The sequence below is a fragment of the Sorangium sp. So ce1036 genome, from assembly GCF_051369805.1.
In the GTDB taxonomy this organism is placed as follows: Bacteria; Myxococcota_A; Polyangia; order Polyangiales; family Polyangiaceae; genus Sorangium; species Sorangium cellulosum_F.
On the sequence record NZ_JBBMOX010000001.1, the window covers coordinates 1,994,151 to 2,019,708 of the forward strand.

At 71.1% G+C, this 25,558-nt stretch carries 23 protein-coding genes and 1 pseudogene; 8 read left to right on the plus strand and 16 right to left on the minus strand.

The features are described 5' to 3' along the window. Positions 1–282: 282 nt before the first annotated feature. The 4 genes and pseudogenes from WMF31_RS07520 to WMF31_RS07535 form a co-directional block, all read right to left on the minus strand. Entirely contained in the window at positions 283–3,663 is a 3,381-nt protein-coding gene (locus WMF31_RS07520) for a glycosyl hydrolase 115 family protein (protein ID WP_436601275.1), read from the minus strand. Between the two features lie 814 nt (positions 3,664–4,477). Continuing rightward, the gene (locus tag WMF31_RS07525; protein WP_436606530.1) at positions 4,478–4,831 is read right to left on the minus strand and encodes a hypothetical protein; all 354 of its coding nucleotides are present in this window, start codon (positions 4,829–4,831) and stop codon (positions 4,478–4,480) included. A gap of 16 nt (positions 4,832–4,847) precedes the next feature. After that, a pseudogene (locus tag WMF31_RS07530) lies at positions 4,848–6,410 on the minus strand (glycosyl hydrolase 115 family protein); the annotation flags it as partial. 781 nt (positions 6,411–7,191) lie between these two features. After that, positions 7,192–7,773 (minus strand): MarR family winged helix-turn-helix transcriptional regulator, encoded by a 582-nt coding sequence (locus WMF31_RS07535; RefSeq protein WP_436601276.1) that lies wholly within the window; start codon positions 7,771–7,773, stop codon positions 7,192–7,194. A 107-nt stretch (positions 7,774–7,880) separates the two neighbouring features. Here WMF31_RS07535 and WMF31_RS07540 point away from each other — a divergent pair, with 107 nt between their 5' ends. Further along, the gene (locus WMF31_RS07540) at positions 7,881–8,381 is read left to right on the plus strand and encodes an SgcJ/EcaC family oxidoreductase (protein WP_436601277.1); all 501 of its coding nucleotides are present in this window, start codon (positions 7,881–7,883) and stop codon (positions 8,379–8,381) included. 215 nt (positions 8,382–8,596) lie between these two features. On the opposite strand, the gene WMF31_RS07545 is transcribed toward WMF31_RS07540, so the two are convergent. Continuing rightward, positions 8,597–9,103, minus strand: a complete 507-nt coding sequence (locus WMF31_RS07545; protein ID WP_436601278.1) for a winged helix-turn-helix transcriptional regulator — start codon at positions 9,101–9,103, stop codon at positions 8,597–8,599. A gap of 118 nt (positions 9,104–9,221) precedes the next feature. Here WMF31_RS07545 and WMF31_RS07550 point away from each other — a divergent pair, with 118 nt between their 5' ends. Beyond that, the gene (locus tag WMF31_RS07550; protein WP_436601279.1) at positions 9,222–10,553 is read left to right on the plus strand and encodes a serine hydrolase domain-containing protein; all 1,332 of its coding nucleotides are present in this window, start codon (positions 9,222–9,224) and stop codon (positions 10,551–10,553) included. A gap of 58 nt (positions 10,554–10,611) precedes the next feature. On the opposite strand, the gene WMF31_RS07555 is transcribed toward WMF31_RS07550, so the two are convergent. Together WMF31_RS07555 and WMF31_RS07560 are read right to left on the minus strand one after the other, a co-directional pair. Beyond that, positions 10,612–10,815, minus strand: coding sequence for a hypothetical protein (locus WMF31_RS07555; protein ID WP_436601280.1), 204 nt, complete (start codon positions 10,813–10,815; stop codon positions 10,612–10,614). After that, positions 10,736–11,257 carry a Mut7-C RNAse domain-containing protein gene (locus WMF31_RS07560; RefSeq protein WP_436601281.1) on the minus strand — a complete coding sequence of 174 codons (522 nt, stop codon included), beginning with the start codon at positions 11,255–11,257 and terminating at the stop codon, positions 10,736–10,738. The genes WMF31_RS07555 and WMF31_RS07560 overlap by 80 nt, the downstream gene beginning before the upstream one ends. A 115-nt stretch (positions 11,258–11,372) precedes the next feature. Here WMF31_RS07560 and WMF31_RS07565 point away from each other — a divergent pair, with 115 nt between their 5' ends. From WMF31_RS07565 to WMF31_RS07585, 5 genes are all read left to right on the plus strand, one after another. After that, on the plus strand, positions 11,373–12,344 hold the full coding sequence (locus WMF31_RS07565; RefSeq protein WP_436601282.1) for a matrixin family metalloprotease: 972 nt from the start codon (positions 11,373–11,375) through the stop codon (positions 12,342–12,344). Continuing rightward, positions 12,341–13,528 (plus strand): epoxide hydrolase family protein, encoded by a 1,188-nt coding sequence (locus WMF31_RS07570; RefSeq protein ID WP_436601283.1) that lies wholly within the window; start codon positions 12,341–12,343, stop codon positions 13,526–13,528. The genes WMF31_RS07565 and WMF31_RS07570 overlap by 4 nt, the downstream gene beginning before the upstream one ends. Positions 13,529–13,765: 237 nt before the next feature. Further along, a complete protein-coding gene (locus WMF31_RS07575; RefSeq protein ID WP_436601284.1) occupies positions 13,766–15,049 on the plus strand; it encodes a c-type cytochrome in 1,284 nt (427 codons plus the stop codon). 198 nt (positions 15,050–15,247) lie between these two features. Next, a complete protein-coding gene (locus tag WMF31_RS07580) occupies positions 15,248–15,730 on the plus strand; it encodes an AAA family ATPase (protein ID WP_436601285.1) in 483 nt (160 codons plus the stop codon). 532 nt (positions 15,731–16,262) lie between these two features. Then, positions 16,263–16,823 (plus strand): hypothetical protein, encoded by a 561-nt coding sequence (locus tag WMF31_RS07585; protein ID WP_436601286.1) that lies wholly within the window; start codon positions 16,263–16,265, stop codon positions 16,821–16,823. 311 nt (positions 16,824–17,134) lie between these two features. Here the strand turns inward: WMF31_RS07585 and WMF31_RS07590 are convergent, their stop codons facing one another. The 3 genes from WMF31_RS07590 to WMF31_RS07600 form a co-directional block, all read right to left on the minus strand. Continuing rightward, complete coding sequence (locus tag WMF31_RS07590) at positions 17,135–17,731, minus strand: antibiotic biosynthesis monooxygenase family protein (protein ID WP_436601287.1); 597 nt, start codon at positions 17,729–17,731, stop codon at positions 17,135–17,137. Between the two features lie 39 nt (positions 17,732–17,770). After that, the gene (locus WMF31_RS07595; protein ID WP_436601288.1) at positions 17,771–18,211 is read right to left on the minus strand and encodes a hypothetical protein; all 441 of its coding nucleotides are present in this window, start codon (positions 18,209–18,211) and stop codon (positions 17,771–17,773) included. Between the two features lie 196 nt (positions 18,212–18,407). Then, positions 18,408–19,103 (minus strand): TVP38/TMEM64 family protein, encoded by a 696-nt coding sequence (locus tag WMF31_RS07600; protein WP_436601289.1) that lies wholly within the window; start codon positions 19,101–19,103, stop codon positions 18,408–18,410. A gap of 220 nt (positions 19,104–19,323) precedes the next feature. On the opposite strand from WMF31_RS07600, the gene WMF31_RS07605 reads away from it, so the two are divergent. Continuing rightward, the gene (locus WMF31_RS07605; protein ID WP_436601290.1) at positions 19,324–20,337 is read left to right on the plus strand and encodes a hypothetical protein; all 1,014 of its coding nucleotides are present in this window, start codon (positions 19,324–19,326) and stop codon (positions 20,335–20,337) included. A gap of 114 nt (positions 20,338–20,451) precedes the next feature. On the opposite strand, the gene WMF31_RS07610 is transcribed toward WMF31_RS07605, so the two are convergent. The 6 genes from WMF31_RS07610 to WMF31_RS07635 form a co-directional block, all read right to left on the minus strand. Next, positions 20,452–21,774: a cytochrome P450 gene (locus tag WMF31_RS07610; RefSeq protein WP_436601291.1), complete on the minus strand. Its 1,323-nt coding sequence runs from the start codon at positions 21,772–21,774 to the stop codon at positions 20,452–20,454. A 98-nt stretch (positions 21,775–21,872) separates the two neighbouring features. After that, the gene (locus WMF31_RS07615; RefSeq protein WP_436601292.1) at positions 21,873–22,244 is read right to left on the minus strand and encodes a Nif11-like leader peptide family RiPP precursor; all 372 of its coding nucleotides are present in this window, start codon (positions 22,242–22,244) and stop codon (positions 21,873–21,875) included. Positions 22,245–22,714: 470 nt separating this feature from the next. Beyond that, a complete protein-coding gene (locus WMF31_RS07620) occupies positions 22,715–23,266 on the minus strand; it encodes a hypothetical protein (RefSeq protein WP_436601293.1) in 552 nt (183 codons plus the stop codon). A 966-nt stretch (positions 23,267–24,232) separates the two neighbouring features. Next, positions 24,233–25,027 (minus strand): hypothetical protein, encoded by a 795-nt coding sequence (locus WMF31_RS07625; RefSeq protein WP_436601294.1) that lies wholly within the window; start codon positions 25,025–25,027, stop codon positions 24,233–24,235. Continuing rightward, positions 25,024–25,155: a hypothetical protein gene (locus WMF31_RS07630; protein ID WP_436601295.1), complete on the minus strand. Its 132-nt coding sequence runs from the start codon at positions 25,153–25,155 to the stop codon at positions 25,024–25,026. Before WMF31_RS07630 ends, WMF31_RS07625 begins: the two co-directional genes overlap by 4 nt. Positions 25,156–25,257: 102 nt before the next feature. Continuing rightward, complete coding sequence (locus tag WMF31_RS07635) at positions 25,258–25,506, minus strand: hypothetical protein (protein ID WP_436601296.1); 249 nt, start codon at positions 25,504–25,506, stop codon at positions 25,258–25,260. Positions 25,507–25,558: the final 52 nt, after the last annotated feature.

Below are 25,558 nucleotides of genomic sequence, written 5' to 3' on the forward strand. Positions count from 1 at the left end.
GAGCCTCGATCCCATGCTGCTCGCGTCGGTCAGGCCATCATCCCCGGTGTCGGCGGGGCACCGCGCTGGCGGCGCAAATTGCGCGTGATCTCCTGTGCGAATGCATCGCGTCGTCAAGCTGGACATCGACTCCATTACCCGGCACGAGGCGATCATCAACGACGTCTTGCGGCGCTGGCGCCACCAAAACCTCCTCTCCGACGCCCCCGGCCACAAAAGGCGAGAGCCCGCCGCACACCTCGTGCGCGGCGGGCTCTCGGACGGCCTACGACCGCTCCGCTACTATTCCGGACCCTTGCCCATCCAGTAGCTCTCGGGCGGCCCCAGGTAGCTCCACTTCAGGCCACCCGTGTCCACCACGATGTTCTGCAGGATCACGCCCGGATGCACCATCCAGAACTTCACCACGTGATCGCCCGGCTCGTCGATCGTGTGCGTGGTCGGCATGATGTTGACGTTGTCCGACGTGTGCCTCTCCCAGATCTTGTTCCCACCGCCGTTGAGATCGATGGCATACGTCGCGTCGACCAGCTGGATCGGCCCATCGTCGATCGACACGCCGTACTGCAGCCCTTCCTCCCAGTTCTGGAAGTTGTTCCTGGGAGAGATGTACGTCCAGACAGTCACCTCGCCGGCGGTGGAGAAGTGCGCGTTGAACTCCAGGCGAGGCGAGTCGCCGCCCGGCTCCTGGGGCTCCGCCGTCACCGGGAACGGCGTCATCCCGTCGCCGGTGCGGCCGATGTTCGGCAGGCGCTTCCACCAGATCTCGTCCGTGCCGACCGCCTTGCTGTGGCGGTCCGCCGCCATCGAGATATAGCCGTTGGCCTCGATGTACCGGTTGGGCGCCCAGGGGAGCGGCCGCGGGTCGTCCACGTAGGCCGTGACCACCACCTCGCTGCCGTCCGAGCCCCGGACCGTGATCGGGACCTCGAGCGGGAACTCCAGCGGAAGCTGCCGCGACCCGTCTTCAGGATCGGCGTACGTCGTGGGAACGAGGTTCCAGTCCACCCTCACCGTCGCGCGCACCTCCTTGTCGACGACGCCCTGGTTCGGGTAGATGGTCAGCCACGGGCGGCACGGCGCCTCGCCGGCCCAGCCGTCCTTGTCGTTGCTCGGATCCCCGTTCCAGCCGTAGGGGCACGCGACCGGGAGCGCGGCCTCGATCGTGTACTCGAGCGGCGCGCCGCCGCGGTTGAACACCTCGATGTACTGCTGGGGCTGGGTCTGGTACAGGCTGAACGTCGGCAGCACGGGCTGCGCGTCGGCCGTGCTGGTCGGGTTGCCCGCCCCGGCCGCCGTCCAGTAGTTGCTCGAGCCGTCGATCGCCACGCCGAGCTCCGCCTCCGCGGGGACGCTGATCGTCTGGAGCTCAGGCCAGATGAACTCCTGGATGTTGTTGTACTGGTACTCGGCCTGCTGCCACGACGGGTTCCCGGGCGCCCCGTAGCTGAGGTGCGGCTGCGTCTGGAAGCCCTCCCACTTGCCGCCCGCGAGCTCGTGGTTGTAGTAGTAGGAGAGATCCAGATCGTCCTGGAGCCGCTCCTCCGCGATGTACGCCATGTCGTTCGTCGCGGCGCGCCCCTGCTCCGCGTAGAGCCGGTTCTTGAACCCGGCCAGGCGCAGCGCATACATGTTGGCGCTCGCCTTCACCTGGTAGAGGACGAGCTGGAAGTAGGCGTCCTGCGCCTCGTCCGGCAGGAGGTTCGCCACGAACTCCGCCTGCGCGGCCAGCGACTCCCACTCCTCCGTGACCCGCTCGAGCTCACGGTAGTTGGTGAGGCTGAACGGGCTCGCGCTGTCGTCGTACGTGACCGCCGCGGTGTCGGGATCTGTTACCTCGGTCGTGGGCTCGCTGAACAGGAGCTCGTAGTCGACCGTGATCCTCCGGTTCGTCAGCTCCGGCTTGCGATCGGACTGCAGGAGCGAGTAGCCGTGCAGGATGTCCGCGATGACGTCCGAGTGCTCCGCGCCGAACTGCTGCTCGGTCCACTGCCGCTCCCACTCGCCGAGCTTCTCGATCGGCCAGCGATCCGGATCCCAGGCGTAATCCAGGAAGAACTGGAGCGGGAGCTCCTCGTTCTTGAAGTCGCCGACGTTGACCACCCAGAGCCGATCCACGCCGTGGCTGTAGGCGAGGTGGAGCTGCTCCCAGACGTTCGGCAGGAGCGTCGTGTCGACCCACTTGTAATTGCGGCCGCCGCCCACGTAGTCGAAGTGGTAGTAGAGGCCGTAGCCGCCCTCCCGCTCCTGGCCGGGCCTCGGCAAGCGCCTCATGTTGCCCCAGTTGTCGTCGGCCCACACGACCGTGACGTCGTCCGGCACGCGGATGCCGGCGTCCCAGTAGCCCTGGATCTCCTTGTACAGCGTCCAGACCTGCGGGATGGTCGTCACGTCCTCGCCGGTCACGTCGGCGAGGATCTTCCGCTGGGAGGCGATGATCTCCTCCATGAGCGGGATGCCGTCCTCCGGGGGCAGGCTGACGTCGCCGGGGCCGCGCATGCCGAGCGTGACGACGCCCTCGATGTTCTCGTCGACCATCCGCTCGATGCCCTTGGTCCAGTGCGCCTTCAGCGCGTCGGCGTTCACGGAGAAGCGCCAGTCGCCGGTGCCGCCGTACGGATCCGATTTCGGGGTGACGACGTTGCCGTCCGCGTCCTTCACCTCCGGGATCACGTGGCGATTCCACTCCTCGATCCCCTGCATCATCGGGGCCTCGTGCGAGGTCCCCATCACGATGCCGTACCGCGTGGCCGTCTTGTGGTTGTCGGGGTCGTCCTCCGCGAACGCCCTGCCCCACACCGCGGGCCAGATGTAGTTCGCCTTCATGCGGAGCGCGGCCTCGAACACCTTCTCCCAGTAGAGGTGGTTGAGCCCCCCCGGGAAGCCCTCCGCCTTGCCCGGCCCGAACATCTTGGCCGCCCAGTTGCCCGTCGCCGGGTTCTCGTCGTTGATGAAGAAGCCGCGGAACCTCACGGCGGGCTCGCCCAGGCTGTGGGACCCGGGCAACACGTACAGCGCGTGCTTCTTCTGGGGCGGGACGTCATCCCACCAGTACAGGGGCGACACGCCGATCTGCGAGGAGAGGTCGTACGCGCCGAAGATGGCGCCGCGCTGGTCGCTGCCCGCGATCACGAGCGCTCGATCCACGCCCTCCATGGGATCTTCGACGATCTGCGTGACGAACGTCTCCCACTTGCCCGTCAGCGCGTCGACATCGAGCTTGTCGTCCTCCGCGAGCTGATCGATGAGCGGGCTCTTGCCCAGCGTCCCGATCAGGACCACCTCGGTCGCCGCCTCCGGGACCTCGTCCTGGAAGATCTCCGGCCGGACGTCGGTCACCCGCTCGACGTCCGCCGCGAGATCGCTCACGACGCGGATCACGCCCTCGTGGTCGTCGGAGCTGACGACCAGGGGAGCGGCCTTGCCGCCCACGGACAGGGGGAAACGATCCGCCCCCCACTCGGTCGAAACGTACTTGTCCGGGGCGCCCACGCCCGTCGGCGGGACGTCGGTACCGCCGCTCGGGCCGGGGTCGCCCGGGTCGCCCTTGTCCCCCGGATCGCCCTTCTCCCCCTGCTCCCCCTGCTCGCCCTTCTCCCCCGGATCGCCCTTCTCACCGTCCGACCCGCAGGCCGGCACCATGGCGAGCGACAAGGGAAGCAACAAGCAGAGTAGCGAGGATCTGATCCGACCCCTCGTGATGGCAATGCGTGCGTAGCTCATGACGGTGTTTTCCTCGTTGATGCGGCAGACCCGTGTCGTCGGCTCGCCCGCGCCGGGCATGCGTCGTGATATCCGGCGCCGAGGCCAGCCGCTCCTGGGCAATCGTCCAAGTCCCTCTAAGATGTGCGCCCGCGGTGGTCCCGTTCGTGTCGATGGACGGAGCCGCAGGCTCTCATTGACCGTTGCTGGAAATTTCTTCAGAACAAGCCGGCTTTCGATCCCGCCCGAGAGGGGGCGGCGCTCGATGGACCTAGGCGGCGTAATATTCCCGCAAAGCGCCGATCTGATCCCACATTCGGTGCCTCATGGGACATGATGTAAGCGTAGTAACTATCATCACGTCGACTCGAGAGCGCACTTCAGCCGGCGATGGATTGCCTGGTGCGGGGGCCGCCACGGGCTTCGCCCGCGCCGGCCGGACCGGAGCCTCCGCGCGGCGCATCGCTGGAGGAGCAGCCGATGGCGTCGACGGAGGCGCGCGGTAGCTGGGCAGGGAAGAAGGGAAGCACGCCCCGTTATACCACCCCCTGGCGGGGGGCGGGAAGCCGCGCGTTGCGCGATCTCCGGGGGACTCGCGCGGCGGGCGGCGGCGCTCCCGGGCCGGGCGCAGCGCGCGCTGCGATCGAGGCGCTCCGGAGCACCCGCGGCGACGCTCCGGGGCGACCTCGCCGCGCGCTCCGGGACGATCTCGCCCCGGAGCGCGGCAGGGCCGCCGCGGCGCGGAGCGCGCGGCGCGCGCTGGCGGTGGGGTTCGCTACCGCTCCTTGCGGTAGCTCTCCGGCGGGCCCAGGTAGCTCGGCTTGAGCCCACCCGTGTCCACCACCAGCTTCTGCACCACCACGGTCGGGTCGACCATCCAGAACTTCAGCACGTGCTCGCCGGGCGCGTCGATCGTGTGCGTGGTCGACGTGCGGTTCACGTTGTCGGAGGTGTTCCTCTCCCACGACTTGTTCATGGGGATGCCGTTGAGCGCGGTGGTGACATTGACGATCTGCGGTTGCCCGTCGTCGATGGAGACGGCGTACTTCAGCCCGTCGGTGTGCAGCACGTTGTTCCTCGGCGAGAGGTACGCCCAGACCGTGACCCTCCCGCCCGTGAAGAGGTGCATCCTGTACTCGAGGCGCGGGCTGTCCCCGCCGGGCGTAGACCACGGCGCTGTCGGGATTGCTCCGGATGTCGGCGCCGGGGTTGAGGGTGATGACCCGGTTGAGCAGCTCGGGCTTGCGGCGCGACTGGAGCCGGGAATACATCGTGAGGACCTCGGCGATCTCGGCCGCGTGCTCCGGCCCGAACTGCTGCGCCGCCCACCGCCGCTCCCACACGGGGAGCCGCTCGATCGGCCACCGCTCGGGGTTCCACGCGTAGTCGAGGAAGAACTCGAGCGGGTGCTCGGCGTTCTTCATGTCGCCCACGTTCACCACCCAGAGCCGATCGACGCCGTAGCGATAGGACAGGTGGAGCTGCTCCCAGACGTTGGGGAGGAGGGCCGTGTCCACCCACTTGTAGTTCCGCCCGCCGCCCACGTAGTCGTAGTGGTAATAGAGCCCGTAGCCGCCGGACCGCTTCGGCGCGGACAGGTCGGGCAGCTCGCGCATGTTGCCCCAGTTGTCGTCGCACCAGTTGATGATCACGTCGTCCGGCGCCCGCATGCCGTCGTCCCAGAAGGCCTGGACCTCCTTGTAGAGCGTCCAGACCTGCGGGATGGTGGTGACGTCCTTGCCGGTCACGTCGGCCAGGATCTCCCGCTGCGTCGCCACGATCCGCTGCATCAGATCGATGTTGCCGCCGTTGTCGATGGGCAGGTCGCCGTTGCCGCGCATCCCGACGGTCACCACGCTCTCGTAGTCGCCCATCCGCCGGATGCCGTCGGCCCAGTACTTCTTCAGGTACTCCGTGTTGTTGTCGAAGTTCCACTGCCCGCTGCCGTAGCGGTCCCACTCGTGCTGCGCCCGCATCATCGGCGCCTCGTGCGAGGTCCCCATCACGATCCCGTACTCGGCGGCGAGCTTCTGGTTCTCGGGGTCGTCGTCGAAGAGCGACCTGCCCCACACGGCCGGCCACAGGTAATTGGCCTTGAGGCGGAGCATGACCTCGTACACCTTGGCGTAGAGCTCGTGGTTGAAGCCGTCCGGGGCCCTGGGGTTGGGCGCGTCGCCGAACGTGTTGCGCGCCCAGGTGCCCAGGGCGGGGTTCTCGTCGTTGATGAAGAAGCCGCGGTACTTCACCTTCGGCTCTCCTTGCGAGAAGCGCCCGGGCAGGATGTAGATCTCGCCGTGCTCGTGCGCCGGGACGTCGTCCCAGTAGTGCCAGGGGGACACGCCGATGTTCCGCGAGACGTCGTACGCGCCGAAGATGGTCCCGCGCTGGTCGCTGCCGGCGATCACGAACGCGCGGCGGACGCCCGGGGCCGGGTCGTCCACCACCTGCAGCAGGGATGTCTCCCACCGGCCCTCGATGCCGGTGACGTCGAGCTTCTTCTCGGTCACCAGCCGGTCGACGAGCGGGCTCTTGCCCAGGGTCCCGATGAGCACGACGTCCTCGACCTGCGGGATCGTGTCGACCGAGATCTGGGGCTCGACCCCGGTGACCCGGTCGATGTCGGTCTGCAGGTCGTTCACCACCCGGATCACGCCCGGATAGTCGCTCGCGCTCACGACGAGCGGCGCCGCCTCGCCCGCGGCGACCAGGGGGAAGGTGTCGGGGCCGGGCTCGAAGGCGACGTACGGCTTCGGATCCTCCGGGTGAGACTCGTCCGGATTTCCCGTCTGAGAGCCCGAGCCGCCCGAGCCGCTCGGACCGCCGGGCTGTGCGCCCGAGCCGCCCGAGCCGCTCGGACCGCCAGGCTGCGCGCCCGAGCCGCCCGAGCCGCCCGGAGCGCCAGGCTGCGCGCCCGGATCTCCGGTCTGGGAGCCGGCTCCGCCGGACGTCGACGACGCCTCGTCCGAGCCCGAACAACCCCCCAGCACGGACACGGAGAGGGGCAGGAGACCGCAGAGGAGCGCCGTCCGTAACACGGGCCCAACGCTCTCCCGGAGCGCGCCGAGCGTCCGCCTGCCCGGACCAGCGCAGGGGCGACCGGCGCGACACGCGCGGGCGGCTCCTCCCCGTCGTCGCGTCGATTCGCTGTCGATGCAATCTTTCTCGATACGTGTCATGTGGTGGCTTCCCCGGCTGTTCACGAGAAGGGATGACCCGGCGCACGCGCGAGGTGCGCTCGCGCGCGCAGAGACACAGGCGCGCAGGTCCTCGCTGTCGCGAGGGCCGCGATGGATCACCGTGCTTGTTTCGTCTGTGGCTGCGCGCGAGGCGGGCTGAAGCCCCCGGATCGCAGCTCGCTGATGCAGCCCGCAAAATGCCCGGGGCGTGCCGGTCTGATCACGCCCGGCCCTTCGGGGGCAGGCGCGCCCCGGAGCAGGAGGCCCTCGCGGCGTTCAGCCCCGGCTCCCGGCTCCGGCACGGCTGCGGTGATCAGGGGGCCCGGCGCGGGCGCGCCTTCGTGCCCCTGGCGGTGCGCGCCCCGGCGCGCGGCGCGTCGCTCGCCGGGGCGGCTCCGGGCGCGGCCGGGCGAGGCATGCGGGCGATCTCTTCGGCCATCAGCGCGGTCGCCTGCTCGAAGAAGTCGCAGATGAGCCGCAGCTCGTCGAGCGAGTAGCGCGCGCAGAGCGCCGCCCAGCGCTCGCGGAACGGCGCGAAGAGCGCGCTGATCTCGGCGTAGCGCTCGGCCACCGGCTCGACCACGAGCTGCCGCCGATCGGTCGGGTGCCTCACGCGGCGCACGAACCCCGCCGCCTCGAGCCGGTCGAGGACCCCGGTCACCCCCCCCGAGGTCAGCCCCGTGAGCTGCACCAGGTCGCCCGGGGTGACCGGACCCGCCTCCGCCGCCCGCCGGAGGACGTCGAGGTACTTGTGATCCGTGCCCTTCAGCCCCAGCCGCTCGGCGATCGCCTGGTGAAGAAGCACCGACTGGGTGCTCAGCTCGCGGCCCAGCCGGTCGCCCAGGCTGTCGATCAGCTCGCTCACCGCCTTCGCGCTCGCCCGTTTCGCGGCCATCGCCTCTCGCCTCGATCCGCCCGCACTCTACCCGAGCCGCCGCCGGCTTGACAAGTCGTGGTAACTATCTTACTTACTAAGAGAGTTAACTGGCAAGGAGAGCCCTCATGGATCGTTCGACCGACGAGGCGGCCATTCGGCGCATGTTCGAGGCCCTGTGCGAGGCGTGGGCGCGCGAGGGCGCGAGCGCCGTCGACGCGTTTTACACGCCCGACTCCGACTACGTGACGTTCGACGGCTCGTGGCTGCGCGGCCGCGAGGCGAACCGCAGGGCGCACGAGGAGCTCTTCGCCGGCGTGCTCGCCGGCACCCGCCTGGTCGGCGAGGTCGAGGGCGTGCGCTTCCTCGGCCCCGACACGGCGGTGGTCGTCAGCACCGGCGCGGTGCTGTGGCCCTGGCAGAAGGCGGCGCCCGCGGGCCGGCGATCGCGGCAGACGCTGGTGGTGACGCGGGGCGACGACGGGCGCTGGCGGGTGGCGTCATTTCAGAACACCCGGGTGCAGCCGCTGCCCCGGTCCGACAGCCCGTTCATGCGCCTCTTCGCGGCCGTGCTGCGCATTCGCCTCGCCCTCTGGCGATGGCGCCACCCCGCGGCCCTCGCGTGCTGAGGGCCCGGCGCGGCCGCGCTCGGGCGTCGGGGCGCCGACGAGGCCTCACGACGTCTCTTCCTTGTCCGCGTGCGAGTGTGCGCGCCCTGCCCGACGCCATCGAGCGATGGCGGAGCGCGCTGCCGGGGGCGCGCGGCGTCGCGCGGCGGAGCTGAGCGCACGCCCGCGCGCGCTCGCTCGGCCGTCGGCGTCGGCGGGCTCCGCGCCCGTCGCGGTCACCGACGCCGCGCCGAGCGGCTGCAGATTGCCTCGTAGGCGGCCTGCAGCCGCTCGGCGACGGTGGGGCCGTCACGGCGGGCCGGGACGCCGAGGTGGGCCTCGCGCAGCTCGTCCATGAACTGGTCCCACATCGCCGGTCCGCCCTCCTCGAGGAGCTGGGCGCGGATGCTGAGCTCCTCGCTCACCGGCAGGTGCCGGCGACCCCAGGCGCCCAGGTGCGCGAAGATGGGGACCAGGGTGATCGCCTTCTCCGTCAGGCTGTAGACCGCCTTCTGCTTGTGGGTGGGGTCGTCGGTCTTCGTGATCATGCCCGCTTCCTGGAGCGACCTCAGGCGATCCGCGAGGATGTTCGAGGAGATCCGCTCCTCCGACCGGGTGAGCAGCTCACGGAAGTGGCGGCGGCCACCGAACATCATGTCGCGCAGGACGATCAGGCTCCAGCGATCCCCGAACACCTCGAGCGAGAGATTGATCGGACAGCCCGATCGGTGCGTGGCGCTCATCCCGCGGCTCCCAGAACTGCGGCTCCTCCAAAAACCGGTTGCATCCTCGCATCAGAAATTCTAACCTGCAACTGGTTGCGATTCGCAATCGGTTCTGGCGCTCGAGCGGGAGGGAGCGATGCGGGGTCGAGGAGGGGGCGCGGCGCTGGGATGCGTCGATCGCCGCCGCGCGATGTCGAGGCTCGCGGCGCTGATGGCCGCAGGGGCGTGGGGCGCCTGTCGCCCCGAGGAGGAGGAGGAGCAGGTGAGCGGCGAGCGAGGGTTCTCCGGGGCGGGACTGGAACGGATGCACGCGGTGATGGCGGCTCACGTGCAGCGGGGCGACCTGCCCGGCGTCGTGACGCTGGTCAGCCGGGGCGACGCGACGCACGCGGACGCGATCGGCGCGATGGCCTTCGGCGACGCCGAGCCCCTGCGGCGCGACGCGATCTTCCGGATCACGTCGCTCACCAAGCCGATCGCGGGCGCAGCGGCCATGATGCTGGTCGAGGACGGGAAGCTCCGGCTCGAGGATCCGGTGGATTCGTTGCTCCCGGAGCTCGCGAACCGCAGGGTCCTGAGAGCCCTGGACGGCCCCGTGGACGACACCGAGCCCGCGCGGCGTCCGATCCTGGTCAGCGATCTTCTCACCCTTCGCATGGGCATGGGCGCGATCATGGAGCCGGGCGACCACCCGATCGTCCAGGCGATGATCGACAAGGGCGTGGCCGTCGGGCCTCGGCTCCCCGACGCGCCGAGCTCCGAGGCGTGGATGCAGCGCCTTGGCTCTTTGCCCCTGATGCACCACCCGGGCGAAGCATGGATGTACGACACGAGCATGAACGTGCTGGGCGTGCTGATCGAAAGGGCCTCGGGCCAGCCGCTGGAGGCCCTCTTGCGCGAGCGGATCTTCACGCCGCTGGGCATGAAGGACACCGGCTTCAGCGTGCCGGCCGAGGAGCTCCATCGCCTGCCCGCGTGTTATGCGCGAGATCCCGGGACGGGGGCGTTCGCGATCTTCGATCCCGCCGGCCCCGAGAGCCGGTTCAGCCGCGCGCCCGGCTTCCAGTCGGCCGCGGGGGGCCTCGTGTCGACGGCCGACGACGTCCTCGCCTTCGCGCGGATGATGCTGAACCAGGGCGCGCACGAGGGGAAACGGCTGCTCTCCGAGCGCTCGGTCGAGCTCATGACCAGGGATCACATCACCCCGGAGCAGAAGGCCATCTCGCCCTTCGGCCCCGGCTTCTGGGACCGACACGGCTGGGGTTATGGGCTCTCCGTCGTCACCCGGGCGGAGCCGGGCGAGCCGCGCGGCATCGGCTGGGATGGCGGCTATGGAACCTCCTGCTACTGGGATCCGGAGACGGGCGTGATCGGCGTGCTGATGACCCAGCGGCTGATGGACTCGCCCAGCGCGCCGCCGGCGTTCGTGGACTTCTGGCGCTCGATCTACGAGGCGGCCGGGGTCTGAGGCGCTCGCGGCGCTGCGCCTGCCGGCAGCGGCTCCCGCGCTCGCCCCGGGCGCGCGCCTACCCGGTATGCTGCTCGAAGTGGTCGCGCAAGCGCGCCGCATCGAACCCCGCCCCCAGCGCGAACATCAGCGCGAGCCGCGCCTTCGGTCCCGAGAGCGCGCCTGCGGCGATCACCCCGAGCTCACGCAGCCGCCGCCCGCCGCCTGGCGCGCCGTACGTGGGCGTGACCCGGCCGCCGGGGCAGCGCGAGGCCAGCACCACCGGGACGCCGGCCTGCCAAGGTCAGCTGGCTGGAATGACGGATACGTGAGGGTAGGCAAGGATCTCGTGGTCCGCCGTCGTCAGGGAGCAGTCGTGGACCTTTGCCGTCGCGACGATGATGCCCGAGCTCCCGCAGCACGAAGCCGGCCTGCTCCATCGGCCGGAGCCCGCGGGGCACGTAGATCCCGCGCACCGCCGCCGTGCGCAGCGGGCGCCTCTGGAACACTCCGGCGTCGGAGCTCAGGAGCAGCCGGCCCGTCTCCTGGGCGCGGCGCACGAGCTCGCCGTCGTCGATCCCGTGCTCGAAGGCCGCGTCGTACCCCGCGCCGCGCAGCCAGCGCGAGAGGCCGCCCAGCATCGCGTCGCACAGGAAGCTCGGCGCCGCCGGCCCGTCCTCTGCCGGTCCGGCCCCGCCGTCCGCCTCGTCCCCGCGCCCGCCCATGGGGCTCAGGATGGCCCGGGGCCGGCGGGCGGCAAGGCGCCGCAAGCGAAAGGCCCCCGGCCTCGCTCGCCCGCTGCTACCTTCGCCCTGGCGTCAGGGGTTTGTGGAGGGCTCGATGTCGACGAAGGGTGTGATGTCCTGTTGCGCTGCCGCTGTCCTGGCCGTCCTGGCGAGCGCGCCGCGGGCGTCGGCCTACTGCCGCTCCAACAGCTGCAAGGACACGAGCCTGTGCCTGCAGGACGACCAGCCGATCGGCACGTGCATGCCGCTCCGCTGGCCCAACCCCTGTATCGGCTTCGCCGTCCAGGAGGACGCGTCGCGCGAGATCTCCTACCCGCAGATCTCCGACACGCTCGACGCCGCGTTCAGGACGTGGGAGGCCGCGCCCTGCGGCGACGGGACGCCGAGCATCCGCGCGCACAACTTCGGGCCGGTCACGTGCGGAAAGGTGGAGCTGAACGCCAGGGACAAGAAGACCCGGATCGTCGACGGGCTCGTGCCGGGCAACGCCAACGTGGTCGTCTTCCGCGACATGAGCTGGCTCTCCTACGCGAGCCACAACCCGAAGATGCTCGCGCTCACCACGGTGCAGTTCGACACCAGGACGGGCAATATCTGGGGCGCCGACATGGAGATCAACACCGATCTCTTCGATTTCTCGCTCGACGAGGGCGCGCCTGCGCCGAAGTACGATCTCCTCTCCATCGTCACGCACGAGGTCGGGCATTTCCTGGGCCTCGATCATTCCCTCGCCGGTCCCGAGGCGACCATGCACTTCATGTATGACGCGTGGGACCCGCTGAGCTTCCGGACGCTGCACGCGGACGACATCGCGGGCATCTGTCAGATCTATCCGCCGCGGGATCTCTCCGCGGTGGAGTGCAACCCGCTTCCTCCGCACGGGTTCTCCCCGGAGTGCGCGGAGGACCAGATCGTGACGTGCAGCGCGGCGCCGCCCTCCGGCGGCGGCCCGGGGTGGGGCACCCCGCTCGCCGCCGCCGCGATCGGCGCCCTGGCCCTCCGCCGCGCGCGCTCCGCACGCGGCCGGTTGACGCTTCGTTCACGGTACCGTACACCGTACGGATGACCTCGACCTCGCCGACCGACCTCGAGATCCGGCCCTTCCGCCTCGACACCCCGCAGGCGGCCCTCGACGACCTGCGCGACCGCCTCGCCCGCACCCGCTGGCCCGACGAGCTGCCTTGTGGCGGCTGGTCGTACGGCGTCCCGCTCGCGTACATGAAGGAGCTCGCCGCGTACTGGCGCACCGCGTACGACTTTCGCAGGTACGAGGCGCAGCTCAACGCGCTCCCGCAGCTCACGACCACGATCGATGGCCAGAGGATCCATTTCCTGCACGTGCGCTCGCGCGAGCCGGGCGCGCTGCCGCTGATCGTGACGCACGGCTGGCCGAGCTCGATCGTGGAGTACCTCGACGTCATCGGCCCGCTCACCGACCCGCGCGCGCACGGCGGGGATCCGGCGGACGCCTTTCACCTGATCATCCCCTCGCTGCCGGGATACGGGCTCTCCGGGCCGACCCGCGAGCCGGGGTGGGGCGCGCGCCGGATCGCGCGGGCCTGGGCCGAGCTCATGCGCCGGCTCGGCTATCCCCGCTACGGCGCCCAGGGCGGCGACTGGGGCACGTGGATCTCCCGCGAGCTCGGGCTCGTCGACCCCGACCACGTCATCGGCGTGCACACGAACGGGCTCATCTCGTGGCCGTCCGGCGATCCCGACGAGCTCTCCGGCCTGACCGACACGGAGCAGGCGCGGCTCGCGTTCACCGGCTACTACATGAAGGAGCTCTACGGCTACAAGAAGATCCAGTCGACCCGACCCCAGACGCTCGCTTACGGCCTCTCGGATTCACCGGCAGGACAGCTCGCCTGGATCACGAGCGTGTTCAAGGAGTGGACCGACTGCGAGGACACCCCCGAGGAGGCCGTGGGCCGCGACCGGCTCCTGACCAACGTGATGCTCTACTGGCTCACCAACACCGCCGCCTCGTCCTCGCGCTCGTTCGTGGAGACCCCGGACACCCCCGAGGACGCGGATCTCGCCGCCGACGTGGAGCCCTCCACGCTGCCGACCGGCGTCGCGGTGTTCCCCCGGGACATCATCGCGCCTATCCGCAGGTTCGCCGAGCGCGATAACAAGAACATCGTGCACTGGTCGGAGTTCGACCGCGGCGGCACCTTCGCGGCCATGGAAGAGCCCGATCTGTTCATCGGAGACGTGCGCGCGTTCTTCCGTCGCTTCCGCGGGTGAGCCGTGCAGCGAGGCCCGAGGCCCAGGTCACGGCGCCCCCGGAGCTGCGATGGAAGAGCGACCGTCCGCGCGCCGCCCACACAGGGGGGCGGCGTCGGGCGGGGTCGGTCGGCTGGAAAAGCATTCCCATTCGAGGGCGCGCGGGGTACGCCATTCGATGGCCGTCCGGATCGGGTCGGATGGCAGGAGGTTGCTCCTTTGATGATGCGCGCGGGCTCCACGGGGTCATGGGCATGGATGGGAATCGCGCTCGCCGTCGCCGGCTGCGGCGGCGGCGAGCGCGAGGCCGCGGCGGGCGGCGATGCCCCGGCGAACCTCTCCTATTACCGGGACATCAAGCCGATCTTCGACGCGAAGTGCGCGGGGTGCCACACCACAGGGGGCATCGCGCCGTTCTCCCTGGAGCGCCACGACGCGGCGGCGCCCTGGGCCGCGGCCATCAAGCGGGCGGTCGTCGATCGCACGATGCCCCCCTGGCTGGCCGACGACGCCTGCGCCGAGTACGTGGGCGATCGCTCGCTGTCCGACGAGCAGATCGAGACGATCGCCGCGTGGGTCGACGGCGGCGCGGTCGAGGGCGACCCGGCCGAGGAGGGCCCGCCGCTCGGGGGGCCGGCCGGCGACGACCTCGCGCGCGTGGACCTCTCCCTCGAGATGCCGACCGAGTACACCCCGGTCGAGGAGCCGGACGATTACCGGTGCTTCGTGGTCGACTGGCCCGCGGAGGGCACGCGCTACGTGACCGGCTTCCGGGTCAGGCCCGGGGAGCAGCGCACCGTCCACCACGTGATCGCCTTCGTGGCGGACCCCGATCAGCTCGCCACGGTCGACGCCCTCGATGCGTCCGACGCGGGGCCCGGATATCCGTGCTTCGGCGGGCCGGGGCTCAGGCCGCGCTGGCTCGGCGCCTGGGTCCCGGGCGCCGGGCCCGTGACCTTCCCGCCGGGGACGGGCATCCGGGTCGCGTCGGGATCACGGCTGATCCTGCAGATCCACTACAACACGCTGACCGCGGGCAAGCTGCCGGATCGCTCGGCAATGGATGTGATGATGGAGAGCTCGGTCGAGCGGGAGGGCGTCTTTCAGCCCTGGGCGAACCCGGCCTGGATCGACACCGATCTGATGGCGATCCCGGCGTTCGAGCGCGACGTGGTCCATCGCTGGGCGATCGACCCGACGCGGCCGCTCACGGGGGGCGAGCCGTTCGAGATCCACATCGCGGGCTTCCACATGCACACGCTGGGGCGGAGCGGCCGCCTCGCGATCGAGCGGGCGGACGGCAGCTCCGAGTGCGTGCTCGACATCCCGCGCTGGGATTTTCACTGGCAGGGGAGCTACAAGCTCGCGGCGCCCAAGGTGCTGAACCCGGGCGACAGGCTGTCGCTCGAGTGCCGCTGGGACAACACGCCGGAGAACCAGCCGCTCGTCGACGGGAGGCCGCAGGTGCCGAGGGACGTCGTCTGGGGAGAGGGCACGACCGACGAGATGTGCCTCGGCACCTTCTACATGACGAGGCGCTGATCGCCCGCCGCCGCTCCGGCGGGGGGGTGGTGGTCACGTTTGGGGTGCTCACCGGAGGGGCTGGAGTGCAGGCGGGCCACAAAAGGGGCCCGCCGGAACGCAAGCCCCGGAGGTGAGCACCCCAAACGTGACCACCACCGCAGGGGGGCCTTGCGCGGCGGGGCGTCCGGTGAAAGGACGCTGGACGGAGCGGCCACGATGGTCACGGAAGAGGGCGCTCGGCCGGAGCTGACGCTGGTCGTGCTCATGGGCCTGCAAGGCGCGGGCAAGACGAGCTTCACGCGCGCGCGGTGGCCCGGCGGGCACGTTCACGTCAGCAAGGACCACTTCCCGCGGCGGGCGAAGCACAAGGACGCGCGCCAGGAGCGGCTCATCGCGGCGGCGCTCGGGGAGGGCCGGTCGGTGGTGGTGGACAACACCCATCCGACCGCGCTCGTCCGGGCGCCGCTGGTGGCGCTCGGCCGCGCGCACGGCGCGCTCGTCGTCGGGTACTGCTTCGTGGTGCGGGTCGACGAGTGCCTGGAGCGCAACCGGGGACGGCAGGGGACGCTGCGCGTGCCGGACGTGGCCATCTTCGCGACCGCCAGGCGCTTCGAGGCACCGTCCTTCGCCGAGGGGTTCGACGAGCTCCACGCGGTCCGGCTCGTGGCCGGAGAGGGGTTCGAGGTCACGGCCTGGTAGGGGGCCGGGGGTGGGGGAGCGTGGTGCGGGGGCGGGGGTGGGGGGAGCCGCCGCAACCACGGTCGGCTGTCGCAACCACGGTCGGCTGCCGCAACCACGGTCGGCTGCCGCAACCACGGTCGGCTGCCGCAACAAAGGTCGTGTCCGGTCGGTTGCCGGCTGCCGCAACCACGGTCGGGTCGGCTACCGCAACCACGGTCGGGTCGGCTGGTCGGCTCCACGGTCAGGTCGGCTCCAAATTTCCTTGACCTGTGCCGATGCGCTGGATACCGTTATTGAAAATGAAGTTCATTATCAAATTGGTGCGCGCTTGGGCGGTTTCCGGAGGCGGGCTGGAGGCGGGCGCCTTCTGGCGGCAGCTGTCGTTTCGCGGCACCGGGTGCCGCGCGTTTCGCGGCATCGCGTGCGGCGGACGGGGGCGGTCGTGAAGGGGGCGACTGTACCGGGGTCACGTTGCCGCGTTCCCGCGGCGGCTCCTCGGTGCTGGGTGAGCGGCGGTCCGCGGAGCGATACGGCGCGCGAGGGGGCGCGCGTGTGCGCGCTGTGTCCGCACGGGCTCGACGACGCGCGCCCGTGGTACTGCTCGCCGCGCGTTCTCCGGCTGATCGTCGCGCTCGCGCTCTCGTGCGAAGAGACCGGCGCGGTGGCGGGAGGGGAGGGGGGTCACGAGGAGGAGGAACGCTCCGGCGAGGCGCTGCGCGTCCTCATCGACCGCGTGACGACGAACGCCCGCGCGGCGCGCCGGCTCGCGGGCGTGCTTGATGCCGCGCTCCTCAACGAGGCGTGCGGCTACCACGGGCTCTGCGTCTCGGAGCTCGCCTCGCGCTGGGCGAGCGTGCGCACCGCAGCGCCGGCGAGGGAGGCCGCGGCCGTCCTGTGGGCGAGCGCGCGAGCTCCAGGCTCGCCGATGCGCCTCCTCGAAGAGCGCATCGCCGACGACATCGAGGTACGCGCGCTCCGGACCATGGCCACGACAGCGAGGACGGCCGGCGCGCCGCGATGGCCCAGCCCGCCCCGCCTGACCCGCCGCGCGGGCCAAGGACGAGGCGAACGACGTTTCTGCGCGGGCAGTCTCGCCGGGAGAGGGCGATAGCAGGCGGGCTCGCGGACCACGGGCCGACCGAGGTTGGGGTCGAGAGGCCGACCGAGGTTGGGGTCAACGACGAGGCCGACCGAGGTTGGGGTCGAGGGCCGACCGAGGTTGGGGTCGAGGGCCGACCGAGGTTGGGGTCGACGAGGTTGGGGTCGAGGGCCGACCGAGGTTGGGGTCGAGGGCCGACCGAGGTTGGGGTCGATGAGGCAGGCCGACCGGGGTTGGGGTCGAGGTTTGTGATGACGCGTTGCGTTGTTTCGGGTGGAGGTCAACCTGGGTGAGGTCGGCCGGCCGAGGTCGGCCGCGCCCGCTCACCGCGCCGAGGCCGCCTTGATGCGACGCGCCCCTTCCGCGAACGAAATCTCCTCCGGATCGGCCGTCTCCCAGTGCGTGACCCCATACCCCGGCTCGAGCAGCTCGTCGGCCGCGTCCATCGCCGCCAGGTGGGCCGGGCTCATGACGAAGTCGTACATCGCCTCGGACGACTCCCACACCGCCAGCGTGCGCCCGGAGCCGCACGACGCCGACAGCCCCAGCTGCAATGCGACGAGGCCCGGCTGCGACGCGAGCTGCTCCTGGATCGCCCCGAAATACTGCAGGTATCGCTCCCTCACGTCGTCGCCCGACCTCGGTATCCCGTAGGTCGTGCTGACCACGTACGACGATCCATCCGGACGCGGCCGGACCTCCCCGGTCCCGGGATCGACGCCAGGCCCGCTCAGCGGCGGCGCCTCCAGATCGGCCTCGAGCGCGCCGCCCACGCACCCGGAGGGCGAGTCGGCCGCCTCGTTCCCCTCCTTGGAATCGGATCCGCACCCCGAGGCCAGCAAACCGAGCCCTGCAAGGAGCGCGGCGGCGAGCCGGCGTGACGAGGCGACGATTCCATCGTTCAATGTGCGCAGGTGCATTCTCATGGTCCTTTCTGTCTCGTGTGCCGCCGGTGGACATCAGTCGATGCGCGAGACGATCCCGAAGACGAGCGTGGGAAACGTCCGGTCGAGGCGACGCGAATGGAAGCTCGTGCGGCTGCCCATGCTCCGCACCCTCACCCGCGCGCCGGGCGGCGGCGCGTCGCCGAGCGTGACGGCCCACACGACGGCCGCGTCGGTGCGCACGGCCAGGTACGTGTACGAGCCCGCCGGGAGCCGCTCCTCGACCACGCCGGTGATGGGCGCGCGATCGATGTCGGATCGGGAGAGCTGGCCGAGCGGGTTCCCGGCGGCCGCGCCGGCGAGGCTCGCGGCCGACGAGGGCCTGTCCAGCCGCCACGCGAGCACGCCGAAGAGCGCCGTGAACGCCGCGAGGCCGAGCAGCGGCTTCATGAGCCTGCGCCGGGCAGATCGCGGCGCGGGGCTCCGCGCCGCACGGGCAGACGAAACCATCTTCATCCGTAACTCCTCGTCGTCCGCGCGCCCCGGAGATCCCTTCAGGGGCTCGCCCCGATGCGCGACCGAACAGACCTCGGTGCCCGGACCCTCGCGGAACGTTCAATCGCCTCCGCTCCAGGCGAGCCAGGCGGCCTCGAGATCACGGCAGGACGGCATCCCCCCCGGGAGCTCCCGCGCAGCGACGAGCGAAAGGAGCTCACCGGAGGCGGCGGACGAGCAGCAGCGCGAGCCCCGGGAGCAGCACGATCCCCGAGAGCAGCAAGAGGATCGACGTGAGCCGCGCGGCGGAAGCCCCCACCGCCGCGTAGCTCGCCGAGACGCCCAGGTTGGCCAGGGCCGTCACAGCGACGAAGGCGCGAACCGGCATGCGCCCCGCGCCGGCGAAGAAGAGCGAGGCCTCCGCGAGCACCGGCACGCCGCGGAAGAGCAGCAGGAACCAGGGGCCGTGCCGTCCGGCGGCCTGCGTCAGGCGCGACAGCTCCGCCTCGCCCACCATCCGCTGCAAGGCCGGCGCCCCCGCCCGCGCGCCGAGCAAGTAACCCACCCCCGAGCCCACCATCATGCCCGCCCACGAGACCGCCGTCCCCCGCCAGAACCCGAGCAACCCGCCCGCGGCCGTGCTCACGAAGCTCGACGGCACCGGCAGGACGACATCCCCCGCGAGCAGCCCGCCCAGCAAGAGCGCCGTCCCGACGCCCGACGGCGGCGCCGCGAGGTGCTCGCGGGCCGTCGCCTCGATGCGATCCGCGAAGAGGAAAAAGGGCACGAGGATGGCCGCGAGGAGCAGGCCCGAGAAGCCGGCCCACCCGAGCCAGGAGCGCCGCGCGCGCGTCGTCGCGGAAGCGAGGCGGGGGCCCCCGGGAGGGGGGATCGAGCCAGAAGAATGCCGCATGCAGCGCTCCGTGTCCGGGGAGAGGGCGGCTGCCGCGACGAGGCGCGCGCCAGCCCGCGCCCGAGTATAGGCCCCCGGACCCGACCGGCATGCGCCCCCACGCCGCGCGCCCGGCAGACCGGACGGATCACCGCGCGTGGAGCAGTTCGGGTAGGCACATGTGGTGCATGGAAGGTGAATTGACCACCACCCCGGCCGTGAGGCTGTGCAGGAGAGGCCAATGAACAGCAGGTGTATCCATGGTCTCGTCGGTTCGAGTCTGCTCGTCTCGGTCGCATGCTGCACGGAGCCGAGCGCTGTCTCCACCCCGGCCGAGGGCGGAGTCTCCGGACTGCATCCGCTGGAGCCCGCGGCACGAGGCGAGGGGACCGCCGCCTCGACCCCGACGTCCGGAGTCGGGACGACCTTCCTCTCGAGCCGGTCGTCGGGCGTCCGCGATACGACCGCGCGGACGCTCGTCGTGTTCGCGAAGGGCACGGACAACGCCCTCTGGTACAAGTTCTACGACAGCGCGGGCGCGGCCTGGAGCTCGGTCGGCGGGAGGTTGACCTCGGCGCCCGCGGCGGCGATGGCGCCGGACGGGCGGCTCGTCGTGTTCGCCAAGGGCGATGACAACACGATCTGGCATATCTTCTACGACGGCGGCTGGTCCGGCTGGTACTCGCTCGGCGGCGACTTCGCGTCGGCGCCCGCCGCGGCCGTGACGCGCGAGGGGCGCCTCGCGGTGTTCGCGCGCGGCGACGACAACGCGATCTGGCACAGGTACTACGACCAGGGCTGGTCGGACTGGAGCTCGCTCGGCGGCGCGACGACGCACGACCCGGCGGCGACCGTCACGGCCGATGGCCGCCTCGTCGTCTTCGCGAGGCACACGAGCGGCTCGCTCGTGCACTGCTCCTTCAACGGCAGCCGCTGGTCGCGCTGGAGCTCGCTCGGCGGAAGCCTCGCCGCGGGGCCCTCGGCCGTCGTGACCGCCGACGGGCGCCTGACCGTGTTCGTGCGCGGCACCGACAGCGCGATCTGGCACAAGCACCACGACCGCGACTGGTCGGGCTGGAGCTCGCTCGGCGGCCACATGGTCGATCAGCCCGGATCGGCCATCACGCCCGAGGGGCACCTGGTCGTGCTGGCGCGCGGCCATGACAACGCCATCTGGCACAGGCGCCGCGACAACGACTGGTCGGACTGGAGCTCGCTCGGCGGCGCGCTGGACTCGAGCCCCGCCGCGCTCTGAGCCCGCATTGCGGGAATCCATGGGGCGCGTCCGTGGTGGACGCTGCGCCGGATTCTGGGGCAACCCGAGGGCTCTCCGGAGGGGGAGCTCGTGCAGGCGAGCCATCAAAGGGGCTCACCGGAACGCAAGCTCCAGAGGTGAGCACCCGACGTGCCCCACCGCCCGGCGCCGCTCCACGGCCATCGGCGCTCCATCCCGGGGCACGAGCGGGCGCCGGCCGTCCACGGAAGCCTCGTACCCCGCGGGCAGCTCGAACCGGAGCTCCCGCAGCGAGGCGGCCAGGATCAGCTTCATCTGCAGCAGCGCGGTCCGCTCGCCGATGCATTTGCGGATCCCGAGCCCGAACGGGAGGAACGCCGCCGAGGGGCGCGCGCCGTGCCCCGGAGAGGCCGGATCGAAGCGATCCGGGAGGAACGCCTCCGGATCTTCCCAGTACCGCGGAAGGCGCTGCATCACGTAGGGGCTCACGAGCACCTCGTCCCCGGCGCTCACCGCGTGCGGCCCATGACGGAACTCCCGCCGCGCCTCGCGCGCCAGCACCCATACCGGCGGGTGCAGCCGCAAGGTCTCGAGCACCACCCTGGACAGCAGCGGCGCCCTCTCCACGTCCGCTCCCTCCGGGGCGAGCGCGTCGAGCTCCTCCTCCAGGCTGCTCCGCACCTCCGGGTGCCGCGCGAGCTCGACGAGCGCCCAGGCCGAGGCCGCGGCCGTGGGCACGTGGGTCACCAGCATCATCACGATCTCGTCGATCATGTCCTGCTCGGACATCCGGCCGGCGTCCACGGCGCGGACCAGCGCCTCGAGCAGGTCCATGGCGGCCGGGCTCCCGGCGGCCCGCCGGCGCTCCGCCGCGCGCGCGATCGCGCCCGCGAGCGCGGCCCTGGCCTGCTGATACGCCCCCTCGTCGCTCGCGGCGTGACCGAGCCACGCCTCCACCCGCGGCAGCTCGGTCGCGATCGATTCCACGACCTCTCCACCCGCGTCGCCCAGGAGCAGCATCGCCGCGCTCCGCAGCGCCACGTCCTCGAGCACCGGCAGCACGGCGCGGGGCTCCCCGGCGCGGAGGCGCCCGAGCCCACCGCGCACGGCGCGCATCGCCCCTCCGGCCCGCGCGAGGAGCGCCTCGCGTTGAAACGCCGGCGCGAGCGCCCGTCGCCGCTCGAGGTGGTCGCCCCCCTCGAGGCGGGCCACGCTCCGCGGATAAGCATCCTGCATGCGGTGCGACGGGGTCTTGTCCGTGAACCCGTCCCGGTCCGTGAACACCGCGAGGATGGCGGCCGGATCCGAGACGGCGAAGCACCGCGTCAGCCCGAGCCGGAACCGGAAGAAATCGCCGTACGCCAGCGCGCCGTCGAGCAGAAACGCGAGCGGGTCGTCCCGGAACTCCCGCCAGGAGCCGTGCAGCGGGTGTCCCTTCGGACCAGGTGCCTGGATCATGGGCTCATCTCCTGAAGCGCCCGGCGACGCTTCCCATCCCGGAACGCCAAGGTGAGGAGAGGGCGCGCCCCGCGCTGCGCGCGCGGGGGCGCGGCGGTTCAGGGGGACGCCGGACAGCAGCGCTCGGCGGGCGCGCGGAGGCTCAGGTACACCGCCGCATGGCCGAGATCCGACGGCGCGCGGAGGCTCAGGTACACCGCCGCATGGCCGAGATCCGACGGCGCGCGGAGCGGATGGATCCCCGGATCACCGAGGTCGCAGGCCGAGGCTTCGGGCGCGGAGCGCACGAGCTCTTCATAGGCCGCCGTGAGCTCCCGAGCGGTGCACGCGTGGCCCGCCTCCGCGGCGATCGCGAGGATGCGCGTCATGTCCCCGTCGGCCTGCGCCATCTTCTCTGCGAGGTCCCTGTCCACCTCGACCTGCGCCAGGAACGCGCGCGCGTCGCGCAGGTCCTGTTTCCGTGCTGTCATCTCTCGATCCATGCATGAGGAGCCAGTGGGCGCGATATGTCCGTTCACGGTACCGAGACCTCCTTCGGGGCCGTCCGGAGCGAGGAGCGCGGGGGGGTTGCACCCGACAGACCTCCTCCTCCGGGACGGCGGCGGCGCGCCGCGCGGTTCACGGCCCCGCGCGGGAGCTCAGCAAGCCGTACGCCAGCCCCGTGAGCGCGCGCGCCCCCGGGGCATCGCGGCGCGCACGAGGCCCGTTGCGCGCGCGTCGTTGCGCAAGTTGCGCGAGTTGAGCGCGTGTCCTTGCGTGAGTTGCGCGAGTTGCACGGGATCTTGCGCAGATGGCGCGGCCGCCCCCGGAAGATCGGGGCGTGCGCTCCGTCCGTCCGCAGGCGGCCGCGCACCGCTCAGGGCATCGCCGCGTCCGCGGGGCCGGGTCGGATGAGCGGGGCCGAGCGCGCGCGCCGGCAGGGCCTGCGCGCGCCGCCGCGTCAGGGCTGGGCGGTCCCCTGGCCCTGGTCGTCGTCCTCGGGCGCGCCGGCGAGCGCGGGGCACTTCTGCAGGATGAGGTCGCACGCGGGGATGGGCGCCTCGAGCGCGCTGATGGAGGAGTCGCACGTGAGCGACCGGATCACGTCGGCGTGGGCGAGCAGGCACGCCTCGAACTCGGCCACGGTCGCGGTGCAGCCATCGCGCGCCTCGACCGGCGGCAGACAGCTCGTGGCCGGGGCCTCGGGGGGCGCCGCCTCCCCCTCGCGCGCGGGCGGCTCCTCGGGCGCCGCCATGCACTTCTCCTTCACCGTGTCGCACGCCCCCCCGAGGGTGGACCACAGGACGCCGGCGAACTCGCAGGCATCCTCCCTGGAGAGCGCCACCCTCTCCGTGAGCGACTGGCACGCGAGCTCGACGTCACCGTCCGTCAGGTCCTTGAGCTGCTTGCTGCTCACGGCGGCAGATATCGGAGCTGCCTCCACATCCCTGTCGCTCCAGGCGACGATCGACAGGGCGGCGAGGAGCGCACCGATTCGAGTCAGTCGGTTCATTCGTTCTCTCCTTGTAAGTGCGACCGCCTCCGCGGCCGCGGTGGGCTCGGAGCAACCGACGTACCGCGCGCCGCGTTGTGCACGATCGAGCCGTGCGCGCCCGGAGCATCGCGACGAACAAGGACTGTCGTCGTCCCCTCGCGCGCGGGCGCGGGCAGGATCCCTACAGGCCTCCTGATGGACATGGCGGCTCCGCTGGCGATCCTGAAGATCGCCGTCGAGACAGGTCCGCCTCGTTTGCAAGCGATGGCCGCCGTCCGCCGACAGGACCGCCGTCGCCAGCCGTCCAACCGGTCGAAGAGGGCCCTCGGATGGATCTCAGGATATCCGACGGCCGACGCGAACGGAGCGGTCCGCCAGAGCACGATATCGATGAGCACGGATATCGCGGAAACCATGCAGGGCAGCGTCGCGCAGGCGAAGCTGAGGTGCAGCGGTGGCTGCCCCGCCACCCGCGCGAGGCCGCGGCGACGAGCGCGACCGCCTACTTGTCGCCCGGGAGCGGCAAGTGATCACGAAAGATCGCCACGATGACCTTCCCGCCGGATTCAGGGACAGGCGCATGTATGTGGGCGCGATTGGTATGCCTCTCGAGCTTGTAATGCCATTCACAGTACAGCTTCCGCCCTCCGAGCATCCGCTCCCTGGCCCGGCGGCACGTTCCGTCAGCCTGCACATCGGAGTTCTCGGGGGCGATCTCGAGCCTCCATCCCCTGAACCGCCGCTCGACGAGCTCATGGGTGATGGGTTTCGTGACCGGCTTGTCCTCCCTGGCCAGAGGAGGTCCATGAGCTTGTACGCACCGAAGACCCTCTGCTCCAGCAGCTCCCGGCTCGCGGCCCAGCGCTCCTCCCGCTCGCGGGCGACGTCCAGCCGATCGAGGAGCTGCTCTATCCGCTCGATGTACGCATCTCTGTTTTCACCATCCCAGGCCCAGCTCGCCTCCTCCAAGACGAAGCGCATCGGCTACCTCGCGGGCAGCAGCCCGTGCTGCTCTGGAGCGAACAGCCCTGCGAGCACGATCGGGAGGCTGTAGCTCACGCCGAAGCCCATGTTCGGCGCTCGCACCCAGTCGCCTCCCGGAGACCGAAAGCGGAGCGCGGTGACCGCGGTGTTGGGGAACCAGACCGTGTCGATCTCCGCGGGACGGGCGATGTCGGAGAGCCGGGCCTCGACCTGATATTTGAGGAAAATATCGGCCTCGCTTCGTCGGTCGGGGTGCAGCCGCGCGCCCACGACCTTGTGCGCGAGCCCGTGGACGGCGAGCACGTGCGCGCAGTACTCGCCGCGGATCCCCACGCCGAGATCGTCGGTGGGCCTGGCGCTGGCGCCGAGCACGTCGCGCGGACCGAGCCGCTCGGCGGAGAGATACGGGAACGCCCGGTGAGGACCGCCCAGCGCCCGCGGACACCGTGCCGGCCGCTCCTTGATGGGGAGGTGCAACAGGCGCTCTTCACGCGCGTCGAGGAGAAAATGTGCCGCGCTGCCGTCATCCATCACTGCGGAGATGGCGAGCTCGGATGCCTCGAGCGCGGTGTGAAGATTGAGGACGTCCTGAGCGCTCCCCAGCTCCAGACCAAAGGGCCCATTGAGCGGCACGGAGCCGGATTCCGAGAGGCTCGCCTCCCGCGCGAGCAGCAGCGCCTGGATGACCGTGGTCTTCCCAGCCCCGTTCAGCCTTGTCAGCACCGTGAGGGGCGCGAGGTCGAGCTTGCACGAGGAGAAGCGCTTGAACCCGGTGATCTCCAGCGACGTGATCATCCCGCGGCGCCCCTCAGGAGCTCTCGCGCCACGCCGATGCGGAGCTCGACCTTGGAGAGATCGCCGGTCCCCTGGCTGATCGCCCCGTTGTAATCGTAGTTCCCCATGCGCTCGCGCGCGGCGCTCACGATGGCCGACTTGAACGGCTCGAGCTGGCTGGGCTCGTAGTCGGCCAGCGCGACCGCCCAGCTCTCGAACAGGGAGCGATCGTTGGGGCCGCGTCGCTTCGCTCACGTGGGAAACTTGCGGAACGCGGTGCTGCCGAACACCACCGACGCGGCGCGCATCGCGCGATCGAAATCCGCGCACAGCTTCGCGAGCTCCTCGTCCGACAGGCTCGGCTTCGAGGGGTGGATGCCGTCCGCGCGGCGCGTGAAGTCGAGCAGGAACGAATCGAGGCTGCTGAACTCGCGGTACTCGTCGATGTCCCCGAGCGAGCGGAACGCACAGAAACGAAGCGCCACCTCTCGATCCGCCATCCGGCGCTCGTGGCGGAAAGCCCCGTCGGTCGCCTGGTGAAACGCGGGAAGG